Origin of the sequence: Clostridium sp. (genome assembly GCF_051656525.1) — a bacterium.
Lineage (GTDB): Bacteria > Bacillota > Clostridia > Clostridiales > Clostridiaceae > Clostridium.
This window is the reverse complement of the sequence record NZ_JBOGCC010000278.1, coordinates 15,588-29,334: the sequence shown is the minus strand read 5'-3', so window position 1 is coordinate 29,334 and position 13,747 is coordinate 15,588. Positions and strand designations below refer to the sequence as shown.

The 13,747-nt window shown below is 44.7% G+C and carries 12 protein-coding genes; 11 read left to right on the top strand and 1 reads right to left on the bottom strand.

The features are described from left to right. Positions 1-26: 26 nt before the first annotated feature. The 9 genes from ACRDDY_RS13760 to ACRDDY_RS13720 all read left to right on the top strand — a co-directional run bounded on the left by ACRDDY_RS13760 (position 27) and on the right by ACRDDY_RS13720 (position 9,135). Entirely contained in the window at positions 27-1,769 is a 1,743-nt protein-coding gene (locus ACRDDY_RS13760) for a hypothetical protein (protein WP_438565516.1), read from the top strand. After that, positions 1,769-3,112 carry a hypothetical protein gene (locus ACRDDY_RS13755; RefSeq protein ID WP_438565515.1) on the top strand — a complete coding sequence of 448 codons (1,344 nt, stop codon included), beginning with the start codon at positions 1,769-1,771 and terminating at the stop codon, positions 3,110-3,112. The genes ACRDDY_RS13760 and ACRDDY_RS13755 overlap by 1 nt, the downstream gene beginning before the upstream one ends. Continuing rightward, positions 3,103-3,741 carry a hypothetical protein gene (locus ACRDDY_RS13750; protein WP_438565514.1) on the top strand — a complete coding sequence of 213 codons (639 nt, stop codon included), beginning with the start codon at positions 3,103-3,105 and terminating at the stop codon, positions 3,739-3,741. Before ACRDDY_RS13755 ends, ACRDDY_RS13750 begins: the two co-directional genes overlap by 10 nt. Continuing rightward, positions 3,707-5,026 carry a hypothetical protein gene (locus tag ACRDDY_RS13745; RefSeq protein ID WP_438565513.1) on the top strand — a complete coding sequence of 440 codons (1,320 nt, stop codon included), beginning with the start codon at positions 3,707-3,709 and terminating at the stop codon, positions 5,024-5,026. Before ACRDDY_RS13750 ends, ACRDDY_RS13745 begins: the two co-directional genes overlap by 35 nt. A gap of 66 nt (positions 5,027-5,092) precedes the next feature. After that, positions 5,093-5,935 carry a hypothetical protein gene (locus ACRDDY_RS13740; RefSeq protein WP_438565512.1) on the top strand — a complete coding sequence of 281 codons (843 nt, stop codon included), beginning with the start codon at positions 5,093-5,095 and terminating at the stop codon, positions 5,933-5,935. Between the two features lie 98 nt (positions 5,936-6,033). Beyond that, positions 6,034-7,596 carry a TCP-1/cpn60 chaperonin family protein gene (locus tag ACRDDY_RS13735; RefSeq protein WP_438565511.1) on the top strand — a complete coding sequence of 521 codons (1,563 nt, stop codon included), beginning with the start codon at positions 6,034-6,036 and terminating at the stop codon, positions 7,594-7,596. A gap of 48 nt (positions 7,597-7,644) precedes the next feature. After that, positions 7,645-8,229, top strand: coding sequence for a hypothetical protein (locus tag ACRDDY_RS13730; protein ID WP_438565510.1), 585 nt, complete (start codon positions 7,645-7,647; stop codon positions 8,227-8,229). A gap of 43 nt (positions 8,230-8,272) precedes the next feature. Then, positions 8,273-8,596, top strand: a complete 324-nt coding sequence (locus ACRDDY_RS13725; protein WP_438565509.1) for a hypothetical protein — start codon at positions 8,273-8,275, stop codon at positions 8,594-8,596. Beyond that, on the top strand, positions 8,593-9,135 hold the full coding sequence (locus ACRDDY_RS13720) for a hypothetical protein (RefSeq protein ID WP_438565508.1): 543 nt from the start codon (positions 8,593-8,595) through the stop codon (positions 9,133-9,135). Before ACRDDY_RS13725 ends, ACRDDY_RS13720 begins: the two co-directional genes overlap by 4 nt. Before the next feature lie 54 nt (positions 9,136-9,189). On the opposite strand, the gene ACRDDY_RS13715 is transcribed toward ACRDDY_RS13720, so the two are convergent. Further along, entirely contained in the window at positions 9,190-10,740 is a 1,551-nt protein-coding gene (locus ACRDDY_RS13715) for a DnaB family ATPase (protein ID WP_438565507.1), read from the bottom strand. Between the two features lie 26 nt (positions 10,741-10,766). On the opposite strand from ACRDDY_RS13715, the gene ACRDDY_RS13710 reads away from it, so the two are divergent. Next, positions 10,767-11,396: a hypothetical protein gene (locus ACRDDY_RS13710; protein ID WP_438565506.1), complete on the top strand. Its 630-nt coding sequence runs from the start codon at positions 10,767-10,769 to the stop codon at positions 11,394-11,396. Between the two features lie 70 nt (positions 11,397-11,466). Further along, positions 11,467-13,695, top strand: a complete 2,229-nt coding sequence (locus tag ACRDDY_RS13705; protein WP_438565505.1) for a hypothetical protein — start codon at positions 11,467-11,469, stop codon at positions 13,693-13,695. The last annotated feature ends 52 nt before the right edge of the window (positions 13,696-13,747 follow it).

Below are 13,747 nucleotides of genomic sequence, written 5' to 3'. Positions count from 1 at the left end.
TTTTGTTTCATTTGGAGGTTCAGACCATGCCAAAAATATTTGTAGAGATTCCAGACCACGGTAACACTGTAAGACGTGCAAGTATGTTGAGCGTAGTCCAGAATACCCTAGTGCAACTAGGCATAGATTCTGATTACTTACACTTCACAGACTTCGATGATAACAAAGCACAGCCAAATACACAGATTGGTGAAGCAACCAAAGTCGCATTTGGTACAGAACAACGCATCTCAGTAGAGATAGAGGAACAACGAGATACATTCAACCTGATAGACCGTGCAATCGGCTATAAGTTTGAATTGCCAATACTACACGACCCAGTAGTTGGTATTCGTGCAACGCCAGCGCATGCTAGACATAACGTAACTGTAAATATGTCTGTACGGTTCCAATCACGTGGGGCTGCATCTGAGTGGCTTAACACAATGCATCGCCGTACAGCTATGTATGGTGACGTATTCGAGACAGAAGCTACATTCTTTTACGTAGTGCCTGATGAAGTTATTACAGTTGCCAAGGCAATGTACTTAACAGGCGCTAAACGCGTTACTCCGACAGAGACATTCGATGAATATCTGAAACGGATAATGCATAAAAACGTAACGACCACAACAACAGATACCGGCAGTGCAGATTGCATGGTTGTTCGTTGTACGTTAGGTCGTATTAACGTAATCATGGAAGGGCTTGGTGAAATCCGTGCTGACAAAGACGAAACCAATGCCACGTATACAGCACGAGTATCATATAAGTTTAACATCGGTTGGCCAGAAGGTATGGCAATCGATTATCCATGTACTGTGAATAACTCAATCATTCCTGAGTTCCTCTGGCATGTAACTGAGTTACCAGCAACTGTAAATATCGAGAGCTATCAGAAAGATGATATGGTATATGCTCAAGATAAGTTTACCACACACCATGAATACATACCATTGCCAATAGTAACACCACCTGTTGGTATGCCGACCTTTATGACAGAGCACAGATCTCCTACTGAAAAAGAAGTGATCGTAGCATTCCTAGAGTTCGGTGAGATACTGCCAGCAGAACAACCTGATTTGTCAGCAGCAACAGATAAGTTTATATGCAATCTGGCAGACTTCGAAGAAATCGAGTTTACCAAAGAGACATTAGACTATATCCGTATGTCGTATGCCAAAGATCCAACTGGCGGAGACTCGTTGTTCAAGGCATATATCTATGCATTCCGTAGACCACTCTATAAAGCGATTCATATCGACCAAGATTTGAACGTTTGGGTTAAGGGCATTGATGTTGACCTAACCGAGGAATACCGTTTCGTAATTACGATTGATACATCCACGGATAAGACAACACCATACGGACGTTTATCGATTGCAAGTAACATTGGCTGGTTCTTAAAGTACGTTACCGAGTTCCATCCGATTATCTGTATCGAATACCCATGGTTATTCCCTGGGTGGGAACCAAATGACAATATTGCAGGCGGTGGTCTGTATCCAGTTTTAACTGGCGATAACCGTAATAGCTACTACCCAGATATCTTCCCATGGAACGACCAGTACGTTAAACCAAAATGGCCAGACGATTACGTACACTGGTGGGAGATTGATGGGATTACTCGCGATAAGTCAATTGTGCATCCAGATGGTAGCGTAGATGTTGACTTTAATCCAGATTGGCCCGGTTGGGATGACATTATCGATGAGATCGGTAAGTTAGATGACGTACCGAAAACCAAACAGATACATCTCAGCTCGATTATTGTTAGGAGACAAGATTAATGATCGGTCGCCGCGAAGCTAAAGTGGTAAAACAAGGTGATACAATTGTTAGTGTTAATACTGGCGAGCGAAAGAACCTTGAAGGCACCACGGAGTTTAAACCCACGGTAGTATTACGCCCTGAGCGAACAGCTGTTGTGGATTCCACGTACTTGGATCATTCTCGATTAGCGCCACACTTATCTGGTGCCCCGATGAAAGCGGTCTACTATAGCAGCGTTGTCGGAAAGGATGATACGTTACGTCCGCTGGATTTAAAAGCTAATCCAGTTAACCAGCAATATCATTGCTATCGTGATATGATCCTTCGGGTTACATCACCGCTCAATCCATCGTCTCAAGATACAGACTCGAAAGAGTTTAATCTTGTAGGTAGCGCTGACATGTATTATGTTATGCCGCCTAACAAGTACGATATGTTTGTAGCAGATGCTGGTGGCGCATCTACAGGTATCTTTACGATCACCGATGTCGAGAAACTAAGTCATCTCAAGTTCTCAGCATACCGTGTGGACTATAAGTTAGTTGGCATCGACAATATGGAGATGCTACAGAACTTAGAAGCCAAGTCAATCAGGACCATGTATTATGATGAGTCTTTGTTTGACTATTTTAATACGCCGTTCTTAGATGAAGACACGAAAAAGAAATACGAGACGCTCGGAGAAATCCTAGATGATTTACATCGTGACTACTTAGACACGTTCTGGGACCAAGCTCGTTTCTCTTTCCGTATGCCCACAGCAGACGGTTCTACCGTATTCGATCCTTTAATCTCTGATTATATCAGATATATCGGATTAGAAGATGTCCAAAGGCCTGCAACCACATGGGGTGTCGGAGCACTCGATTTAACGCGCTGTAAGACACTCTGGTGGCTTTTAAAGCAAGAAGGCTATGAAAGTCTAAGATACGTCACTCGTGACGTTAGACCGTATCCTGTGAAGCAATTTAACGTACATGCTAGAATGCGTAATATTACGTACTCGCCTTATGCAGTAGTTATGTACCCAATCGTGAAAGGCCCTTACGAAAATACGGATACCAATCGACTTTATCCTACCACAGTAGATTATGGTAGCCAAGAGGAATCAGAAGACTTCCCAGTGATTGGTCGTAGCACATATGTGCTCTCAGAAGCGTTCTACAGCGGCGATGTTGAAAAGATGTGTACTATTGAGCGTTTATTAGCATCGATGCTCAAATCAGATCCTGTGAACGTTAATAAGCTAATTGATTTAGCCAAGGCTATCCCTACCATGGAGTACATCAGACGGTTCTATCTAACGCCGATTCTGATTACAATCATTTCATCAACGCGGAGAAAACCAATATGGTTATAGATACTTATGCCGATCGATTATTCCATCGGTATTATTTGGTATCTATCCCAGCATGCGACTATTACGAGCCAGAGTACATCAAGAAGTTCGGGATGCATCAGCATCCCGATAAAGATGTGGCGAACGCAATGCTACGCGATAGAATACAAGATCATTTGTCACCAGCATACCTTGCATCATGGGCAGCTGACGGTATTGATATCAGATTTCACGATGCTACTGATACAGTTAAGGTGTATGATGATATTATGGGTCACTTGGGAGACTGGAGAGACTTCTTAGCTGATGGTCCACTAATCGCACGTGTACCTATAGAGGGACTGCATCAGTTTCACGTATTCGCAAAGCTTATTTATAAGATTGCACGTGAGCACGGTCTGGCTGATAAGTATCGTAGAGGCACACATATGTGGGACATTATGGCTTTGTATCGTAAAGGTACTAACAAGCACCATAACCCGTTCCGATTCCAATTTAACGGTGATATTTGGTTAGACATACTCGAACACTGTGCAGCTCGTGGTATCGATGTGCGCAAGTATCGTGACGCTGACTTGAAACGCCAAGGCGCTAAAGTAGAAGGAGAACGTACATATGTCAAGAGCAGCCATCGAAATTATAATCGATGAGAACATCAGAACAATGCGTGAAATCCCACGTAAACAGTGGGAGTTAGTTATCAACATCGGTAGCGCACGTATTGTAAGTAATATGATCTCATCAAAAGACATCACTGAGAACTATCTCGATGATGCATTCAGTTCAATATTAGTTACTGCATTGTTTAAGCCGTCTGAGGTAACTAATCTGATATTGCCTGGCGCAAACAGATTAGAAGGTACACTGATAGCTAAAGACATCTACGGTAAAGTACGATTGTCGTATAAGTATCGATTGGTGTTGTCTGATAACGTCGATCCTAAGCTAATGAACAACGATAGTCGTTCCGCAGATATTCGTGAGCTGGATCATATATCTCTAGTGCCAGTAACGTTCCAGTGTATTGATCATGCAACATTCGATATGCGATTAGCGCAGACCGGCAGTATCTTCAATAAGACCGTTCCAATCGAAGCTCTGATTTCATTATTGAGTGAGCACAACCTAACTGATGAATACGGCATGTCTGATGCAGTAGCAGGTTTCGATATTACTGAAGGCTATCATAAGGGCCTTAAAGATATTGTCGTACGTGACGGTACATACGTTAAGAGTGTGGCTAATCTAATCCACCAGCAAGTAGGTATATACAATCAGGGCTGTTCTTGTTTTATGAAAGATCGCGTCTGGTATATATTCCCACCGTACGGTGTGTGCTCAGAAGGAGACATGACAAAGAATCATCGTATTGTTATCCTTAATGCTCCGCCAAACCGATACAGTAGCGTTAAGAACACTTTCCGACAGGAAGGTACTACATTAACTATACTGGCGTCAGGAACCACCGGTCACTCGAATTTCAGTGACTCTGATTCACTGAATGGTGCTACTGGTACGATGTATGGTAAATCATCTACACTGTTAGGCGGTACGTCTAACGTAGCAGAGGGTATTACGTCTGGGGCTGAGAAATATCTGGTCGAATACGATACGGATAATTACAATGGTCGTGAACGGAACATCATTGTCCCTAACGAAGCATTTATCTCTAACGAAACATATATGGCGTCATTACTGGCAGCCAAGTCTGGTGATATCGTGGAGATCGTTTGGGAACACGGCGATATCACAAAACTTAAACCCGGCGCAGCTATTACATTCATTACTCAGGATGAGAAACGTATCCGCACATTATACGGTACGTTGATAGCAGCACAAAGTTTCTCCAGTATTCCTGAGAGGGGTGTAGTTGAAAAGATCCATCAGGAAAACGTAATGATGAAACTGTTTCTTAAGCGTCAGCCAAGACAGTAAAAAATCAATACGTTAAACTTATAATGTAGAGAAACCACATCACTGAGGAAAACAAAAGTGGAACCTTTGAAATACAATGAATTTGTCGCACGTGAAATTGACCGTGCTGGCTTTGAAGCAATTAAGTTAACCCTGACATATATTGGCGAAGATACATTCCCCGAAGACTACTGCGGCGCTTTACGCGTACGTCGTGAATGTGTAGATGGTCCAGAAAGCCGTACATGGCGTATCAGCTTCTCAGTACGTACAGTTACACCGGGCGAAGTGAACTGGGAAGAAGTTGCGTCTGGCGAATATGCAGTAGTCGACGGTTCTGATGATGCTGTGCGTCGCATTAATGTAATGAAGCGTAAGTTCGATATCTTCAAGGCCGGCTATAACGCGCTGGATTCCAAGAAGTATCCAAACAGTACGCTGCTTATGCTGTGCCGTGCTGCACAGATTGCGCATGAAAAAGAACTGCGTGTTGAGCCATTCATCAACAACGAAATGTTCTGTGAAATGGATACAGATCACGTAGAAGTGATTTCAATCCTTCCGGTAATGGGTGCACAGTACGAAGACATCCATCGTACAGACCATCTGGTTATTTCACGCAAGCTGGAAATCGGTACTGATGCCGAAGAAGAGCTGCTGACTGCATGGCCAATCGTTATTTGCGATGACATGATTGCATTCAACCAGTTTGTTCCTGGCCCAGTAATGTCTGGCGGTAATTTACGCCGTACAGCAGACGTATTGGATATCAACACCAAAGATATCCACTTCTCTGCAAACTCACAGTTTGAGCTGGACTACAATCCATCGACTGGTACCGGTACTATGCGTAAGTATCACCCAGAGCATTCTGCATGGGTTGTTTATTCGATTGACCCTGTAGCGATTCGCCCAGTTAAAATCGACTGATGATAAACAGGAGAGGGAGACCTCTCCTGTAAAATAATACGAACATATATTATCAGTGTGAAGTTCCACCATCGTATATTTATAACGGAGATAATGAGATGTACAAGCCTAAAGATCTGCACTTCGGTAAAGTAGCAATGGACAAAGTGTTCGAAGGTGCTGACAAAGTCTATAACGCAGTGAGCTCCACTTTGGGCGTATATGCCCACACTGTAGTTATCGAGTTGCCAGTGCAAAAAGAACTGGCACCTACTGTTACTAAAGACGGTGTAACCGTTGCACGCAGTATTGATCTGGCTGACCCATTGGAGCAACTGGGTGCAAAACTGATCCTGCAAGCTTCTAAGCAAGCTGACGATAAATCTGGTGATGGTACCACCACCACTATCGTTCTGGGACGCCACGCTACAGTGGCAGCAATGAAGATGCGTGAATCTGGTATGTTGACAGTTCACGTACGTGAGCGTTTGAAGGAGATGCGTGAATGGTTAGAAGCCGAACTGATTCGTATTACCGCTGGTTTCAAAGTTACAGCTGATACAGTTCGCCAAGTAGCACTGGTATCTGGTAACGGTGACACCACGATTGCAGATATTGCAATGAAAGCCTATGAGGCTGCACGTGGTGGCCGTATTGACGTTTACAAGTCTCGTGGTGAAGATGATATCCTTACAATCCGCGAAGGCTGTGTGGTGTCTGGACGCGCTTTAACCGTGGATGCGTTAGCACGTGGCCGTGCTGCTACTTTCTTCGGTAAGCCAGCAGTAGCAATCGTGAATGGTTATGTTGAATCCACAACTCTGGATATTATCAATGCTCAATCTCCAGAATGTGCAGTTATCGTATTCGCCCACCATCTGCGTGATGGCTTGGAAGAGAAAGTAACTTCAATTAACCAACGTCGCGATCGCAACTCACCGATTGTAATTGCACCATGCCCTGGCGTCGGTACCGTACGTCAAGTATATATCGATGCGATGGTAGCGATGTTCGGATGTCCAGTATATGAGCATGGCTATGAAACCATGGAATTCGGTAGCGTTGACGCTGTAGAATTCGATGATGATTATGTGATCATCAATCCTAATAAGGATATCTTCGATGAAGAAGCGGTTGCAACAACAATCCGCAACATGCGTAACAACTTCCCAATCGGGACTACACGTTACGTGCAACATGATGAGATCTTGCGCTTCGTCTTAGGTCGTCGCGTATTCATCACTGTTGGCGGATGCACTGAGTCAGAAATCGGTGAACGTCATGACCGTATGGTCGATGCTGTTCGTGCAATGGGTCTGGTTGAGCAAGGTATCATCCCTGGCGGCGGTACAGTGCTGGCTAAGATGTCTACGCGCCTCCCAGAACATCTGAGAATGTTTGAGCCGGTGTTAATCGCACCTATGGCAAAGATCCTGGAAAACGGTGGTGTAGAGAACAGTGAAGTGTTAGTACGTGAATTGGCATCTACCACTGGCAATGGCCGTGACTGGTGTGACTTCCATGAATTGATTCGTGGTGAGAACATCGATCTGGCAAAAGGTGACTTCCCAGTGTATGATCCAGTGCGTGTTACAATTAACGCTGCACGTGGCGCATTCAGCGTTGCCACAAACATCGTTACTACGAACTGCTACATCGTAGAACACTCCAATCGTGCGTAACTAATAAGGTAGGGGCTTCGGCCCCTACCTAAATAATAGGATTGAAAAATGAAAATTAAGAACTCTAGCATGTCTGGTTCCCACTGTGCAACAACAGGTAATGAAAGCGAAGACCCAAAAATCGTAGGTGTAAAACTACGCGACGGCGGTTCTTTAGAAAGGATGGTCAAAGAATTATCTGCTGAAGACGTGCCAGAGACAGTACGCCAGTTTCTGATACGTCGATTAAAAGGTTTCGAAGAGCAGTATGGTTCCAAAGATCCAAATGTACAAATCATCCAACGCATGTCCAGATCAGGACCGCATGATATACCAATGTCGCGACGCACCGACAGTCCAACATTAACGGAAGCTGCAATCTTGGCTCAGAAACATCGTGCGTTAACACAGCTGCCATATATTGCACTTGCTGGCGAGACGGAAGCCAGATTGCCAGAAACATACATGTATGAAAACGAGGACATGGTAATGTACGAAAACCTCGTGAAGGCAACACGTCCACCAATGTTGATTGTTAATGAACTTCCGTTAATAAGACGTATGCACCACAATCGTGTAACTGCAGTAATTAGAAATGTAGTACGTAATTACACATCTCGTATTTCCGTACCCGAAATGACTGTGCTTAATTAATAAGGTAGGGGCCGAAGCCCCTGCCGAATGGAGAGAATTTTTCATGTTGTGTACAACAGCATTTGTAGTTCGCAATACCCCACATTGGGAAAGGTTAGCTAAGATAGCGGCTGAAAAGCGACGAGACGAACGTTGTAAAGCCATGATGAACATTGTGGACAATATTGCCATGGCGTATGGTTCCACAGCGCGGGCTGTTACAGTGATCTATTATTTCGATGGCGTGGCAGTCTATCTTAGCAATAATACTATGGCACATATGGACGAGAGTGAATTTGAATCAGAGCGTGTTAGTAATAAAGCTACACGTATCGATATTATCAACTCTGTTATTAAGAACACAAAATTATTGGAGTTTAAGGGATGACGTACGCTGTAGAGTTTGACCGGTCTGCATACTTCGCTAAGCTGGTAACTCGTTACGAACACGATTTAGTATTTGTAAAACGTGAAGACGAGCTTCGAAGACTCCGCAATCTATTAGCGCAAACGATTGCATGTCACGTAAATGGCAAAGGTATATATTCAGCATACAAACTAGAGAACTTAAATATGACAAGTACAAATCGTCTATCAATGATGTCCTCACATATGCCACGTGTTGGTGATGCTAAGCCATGGTTAACTCATCAGTTGCTGGACGATTATAATGGTTACTTTGGCGCAGTCTTCAATTATCCTGAGGATGGACACTGGTACTATAAGCCAGTAAAGAAGCGCCTGCGTAATAATAGCCAAGGCTTACGTGAAGATAAGTATGTGTCCTATCCACGTATGGATATGTGCTACGCCAAGCGCCTGCGTCACATGATCGAAGCTAATCGTAGTCGTATGCTGATTGCAAATGATCCACAAGCGATGTATGTAGCATCGTTAACTAACAATGGTATAACTATTCATTTTTGAGTAGTTATGCGTATTACAGAGGACCCTTGCGGGCCCTCTGTTTTTTTTTTGCCTTTATGCAGCCCAAGACATTGGAGTACTTAAGTCACCGATTCCACCTTGCGAGGAGGTGATGTTTCTAACAGTCAGTAATTCTTCTTTATCCAAATCCCATGGCAGTATGCCAACGTCAGCAAACTTCATAGCAGTATAACGCTTAGATACTGGCGTATCAACAATCGTACGATGCTTACCACGTTGGATTTCCAACCAGCTTGCATCTTCACGATCTTGAATACCGATAAACAATTCTAAGTCAACAACGTTATCCACAGTAGTACAGCGATCGTAATAACCTTTACCCGGCAAGTTACGAACATAGTTAAGTGGGTCCATTGCACGGAAAGCTTTAGCGGCTGGAGATAACTGGTGTGGAGACATCATCACCGCATCACGGCAACTGCCAGTATCTTTAAAGCGACGATAGAAGTCACGGACTTCACTACCACTCTGACCGTTACCTAAACCAGTCATTTTCGCTTCACCAGCATAATCCATGAGCACACCTACAATATAGTAGTTGTCCTGCTCAAAGCTCTCCAGTGAGTCACGCAGTTCCTTAATGCCGAAATCACTACCTACGTGTCGTTCAAATACGATATCCCAACCATTCTTACGAATTGCGTTCTTAATATAAGATTCCGCTTCGTCGGTTGGTAGATTTGTAATGTCGACAGCTTCGCCGGTTTCATGCTCTTTAATCATCCGATAGATGATAGGCATGTTGATTTCTAATTCGTTCTCTAGCGAGAAATGACACCAAAGTCCTTTCTTGCCAGTAGGTACGAAATCTTCTGCTTTGTTAAAGTATGCCATCGATACAAACATACTTAAACTGAATGTTGTCTTAGCGTTGTGCGGTAGCGCAGGAATAACGATACATTCGCCTGGACGAACCCCACCGTTAATGCCAAGCATATCATTAATACCTTTCCAACCGGTCTTTAATGACTTGCCGCTAATAACATCTTTACTTCGAAGCATTACATTACCGATACTACCATCTTCAATAGTAGAAGCAGATGCAATAAAGCTAGATGGCTTACCGCGTTTTGCTTTCGGTCGTGATGCTTCTAATGATAACCGCATTGTTTCAATCAGTGTATCAATACTGATTGTTGGATCATCTACCTGAGAAAGTGTAGTTAAACACTGACGTCGGAACTTCGCACGGTTTACAACACGATACAATTCATCAGATATGCTGTGAATTGTTTTACGAGCCTCGTCTTGTTTCTCTTCATCTGACATTCTTTTATCGTTTTCATACGAGACCATGTCAGAGATCGATTTGACACTGGCTTTGTCAAATGCTGAATATACACTCAATCCAGATAACAAAGCGCGCGTATCGAAGACTTTATCTCCAGCGAGAATGTCATCGATGTAACGTTTTAAGTAAACAAGTGTTGCACGCTCATCACCGTCGCTTACAGTCTCAGGTGTTTTAACGCCACGTGAGGCATCAGCAATCAGTTTATGATAATCACCCTTGGCATTGACGTAGATTGTTTCAGCATGCAGGATTGCAACACATTGTATGAGTGTAAGCTTATCTTCTAACATAACGAATCCTTTATTGGAGCTCTTAGATGGCAAGAGTAATATATGTACCAAAATGGGTGAAAGAAAGTCTCGACTGTAATAACGAGACTCTTCACAAAACACTTATCGAAAACCCAATCAGCGACATCTTTCATAATTCGCACGATCTCGTTAGCTATGTTAAAGCTCAATTGGATTTTGCTAAATTCTTGGTGAGCACAGGTGATATCTCTGACTGTCACGAATATGCTCAGGGTTCGGAGTTAGCTAAGAAAGTTTTAGAACGTAACTCCAAAGCAAAAGACATCCTGTTTAAAGATAATTGGCCAGCTAATAATGCTGACGTAAATTACGCGATTCGAGCCAATGCAGAAGTACTCGAATTTGAACTACTTCATTTGGACATAAACGCCACTCGCGCTATGGACATGCAGTTCGAAATTTTCCCAGTCCACTTGACGCCGATTATCGTGGTCCACGGAGATAGCGCTCCATCGGATATCGAGAGCGATACTCCTGAAACGAGTAAAGAAACGCAAAGAAAATTTGCTTTCCTTATGAGGAGTATTTTGCAAGCTGCATATAACCAGCAAAGTATTCACACTGGTCGTTTAGATCACGCCAGTTTTGCAAACCAGAACGAGACACTGCTCTCTTTGTATGTAAGCAGTATTTAGTCTATCAACCCCAACACTTTTTTGTCGACAAGACTGTGTTAATTTTAATTTATTAGTGTAAGGATCGATTATGGCTCGCCATTCCACCGATGACAATCAAACGGAAAAAACCAAAGCCCGTATTGAGTTATTCGATGCACAAGCAACGAATAACAACACTTCAAAAAGTCTGAAGTTGGGTTTTGAAAACTGGACCAGCCGCGAAGCGGTGCGTGACAGCTCACGTGATGCTCTGGAAACAACCGTTGCCCAAATTTACGGCAGCAGCAATGACACCGGTTTCGGCACTGATCTGTCCAAAGCACAGATGCAAGCTGCTGCAACTATTCTGGGTATCGGCTCTCTGGGCTTCGAAGCGATCTCCAATTACCACAATGCTGCAATTGCAAACGTTGGTCAAGCGCGTGAAGGCGTTCGTGATTCTGCACAGATCGGCTACGGCCGCCACGGCACCTCTTCCCTGGGTCTGGAATACTTCAACAACGAAGTAAACCTGGACAAGCACGTTGGTGCTTCTGTAGAGTTCAACCTGCAAGCCGCCCGTCAGAACGACGAGTGGGAGCACATGTTCCCTACTGTATCCCTGGACCCATCCGATATCGGTATGGAAGTGGATATCAACATCCTGTATGTGCACCAGCAGGTTCGCCATGCAATGAACAAGAAAGACAACGCTCCGTTCGTTCGTCGTAACGTTCTGGATGCAGTGTCTGACCCAACTGTGTTCGCTGACAACACCATCAAGTTCTATCCGTACTTCAAAGAAGATAAGAACGGTGATTACCGTGAATTCTTCGTACCTGAATCACTGAAAGAGCCAAGCTTCCCAATCAGCGACAGCCATACCGTTCGTACCAACCCACTGCTGTTCGGTACCGAGCCTAAGCCACTGCTGAGCCTGTCGGCGCACCCTGGTTCAACCGGTTCTCAATCTCGCGATGAAACCGACGAATTCGATCCACGTTTCCGTCTGCGCGAAATCTTCATTCTGGTATCTACTCCAGAACAGAACCAAGACAAGCACGAAGGCGTGCTGATGCAGTTCCCAACCGTTAACCTGCCGAAGTCTGCATTCCAGCTGGCTCAGGAAGGTAACGCGCGTACAATGCTGCTGCAATTCCGCGATGCCAAGTTTGGTTTCGGTGGTGACAAGCCTTCCGTAGCTGGTAACGCGATCCCTGCACTGGCAGAACTGCTGAACAGCGAATACCGTGTATCCTTCACTGTCCGTATCAACGCAGAAGTTAACCTGCAAGACGGCTGGGAGAAAGAAGCAGACGGTAAACTGACCATCCTGTCTATTAAAGACAAAGATGGCCAAGAGCTGTCCATGACCGAAGGCGAAGGTAAGACTGTACTGGATACCTTCAAACTGCGTCTGCACTCCTACAACTACGACAACACCCTGTCAAACGCAAACCGTCGTAGCCGTGGTACTCTGCTGGACAACCAGAAAGAAGTAGAGCGTCTGAAGACTACTCTGCAATCTCCAATCACCATGCAGAAGCCAGTCAATGGCCAAGTAGCTGCTGAAGAAGATCAAGTTGCCAACCTGATCCTGGGCGCGCGTCTGCGTAACAACGCGAACGCCGGCACCAAGCTGCTGAACTACGAAGAAACTCTGGAAGAAGTGTACAAGGGTCACACCAACAAGTACGAAGTTGCTAACATCGAAGGTGTTGGTCGCTGGTACGTGCACCCATGGTACGAGCGTAAAGTATTCGATGCCGATGCTCAAACCTCTGCACTGCAATCCTCTGACGTTGCCGGTGAACTGCGTTCCGCACTGCTGGTTCAGCTGCGTGACCAAGTAACTCGTGCGTTCCGTGACTCTCGTATGGGCCCTGCGCTGCAAGCTTACACCAAGTACGCAGTATCCAAGCCGAAGGTTGGTATTCTGACTGACCCAGTAATCCACAACTGGTTGTGGCAGACTGGCGACCAGCGTACCCTGGGTGAAGGCTTCGAGTTCTACATCGACTACACCTACGACGATCGTTTCGTTGATACCATTCGCTGGTACTTCGCAACCACTCCAGAAGGCTTCAGCGCTCTGCACTTCGGTGCGTTCCTGTGGATCCCTGAGCTGGTTGTAACTACTTCAATGTCTCGTGACAACCGTATCGCTGACGAGCTGACTGTTCAGCCACGTTGCGAACACGTTGTTAACACCCCAATCCTGGGTCGCTTCGACGTTGTGAACATGCACAAGTACCTGACCGGCGCTCCGTCTATCGGCGTACATGTACAGACTCCGTTGAAAGACGCAGTTGTGAAAGAAGACATCAAAGTAGCTTAATCGCTATTACGATAATAAATCAGGAGGGGCTTCGGCCCCTCCTGTTATTTTT

Coding starts and splice junctions, on each gene's coding strand:
- ACRDDY_RS13730 (WP_438565510.1), top strand. CDS start 7,645: ATGAAAATTAAGAACTCTAGCATGTCTGGTTCCCACTGTGCAACAACA.
- ACRDDY_RS13755 (WP_438565515.1), top strand. CDS start 1,769: ATGATCGGTCGCCGCGAAGCTAAAGTGGTAAAACAAGGTGATACAATT.
- ACRDDY_RS13705 (WP_438565505.1), top strand. CDS start 11,467: ATGGCTCGCCATTCCACCGATGACAATCAAACGGAAAAAACCAAAGCC.
- ACRDDY_RS13750 (WP_438565514.1), top strand. CDS start 3,103: ATGGTTATAGATACTTATGCCGATCGATTATTCCATCGGTATTATTTG.
- ACRDDY_RS13735 (WP_438565511.1), top strand. CDS start 6,034: ATGTACAAGCCTAAAGATCTGCACTTCGGTAAAGTAGCAATGGACAAA.
- ACRDDY_RS13720 (WP_438565508.1), top strand. CDS start 8,593: ATGACGTACGCTGTAGAGTTTGACCGGTCTGCATACTTCGCTAAGCTG.
- ACRDDY_RS13745 (WP_438565513.1), top strand. CDS start 3,707: ATGTCAAGAGCAGCCATCGAAATTATAATCGATGAGAACATCAGAACA.
- ACRDDY_RS13760 (WP_438565516.1), top strand. CDS start 27: ATGCCAAAAATATTTGTAGAGATTCCAGACCACGGTAACACTGTAAGA.
- ACRDDY_RS13715 (WP_438565507.1), bottom strand. CDS start 10,740: ATGTTAGAAGATAAGCTTACACTCATACAATGTGTTGCAATCCTGCAT.
- ACRDDY_RS13710 (WP_438565506.1), top strand. CDS start 10,767: ATGGCAAGAGTAATATATGTACCAAAATGGGTGAAAGAAAGTCTCGAC.
- ACRDDY_RS13725 (WP_438565509.1), top strand. CDS start 8,273: ATGTTGTGTACAACAGCATTTGTAGTTCGCAATACCCCACATTGGGAA.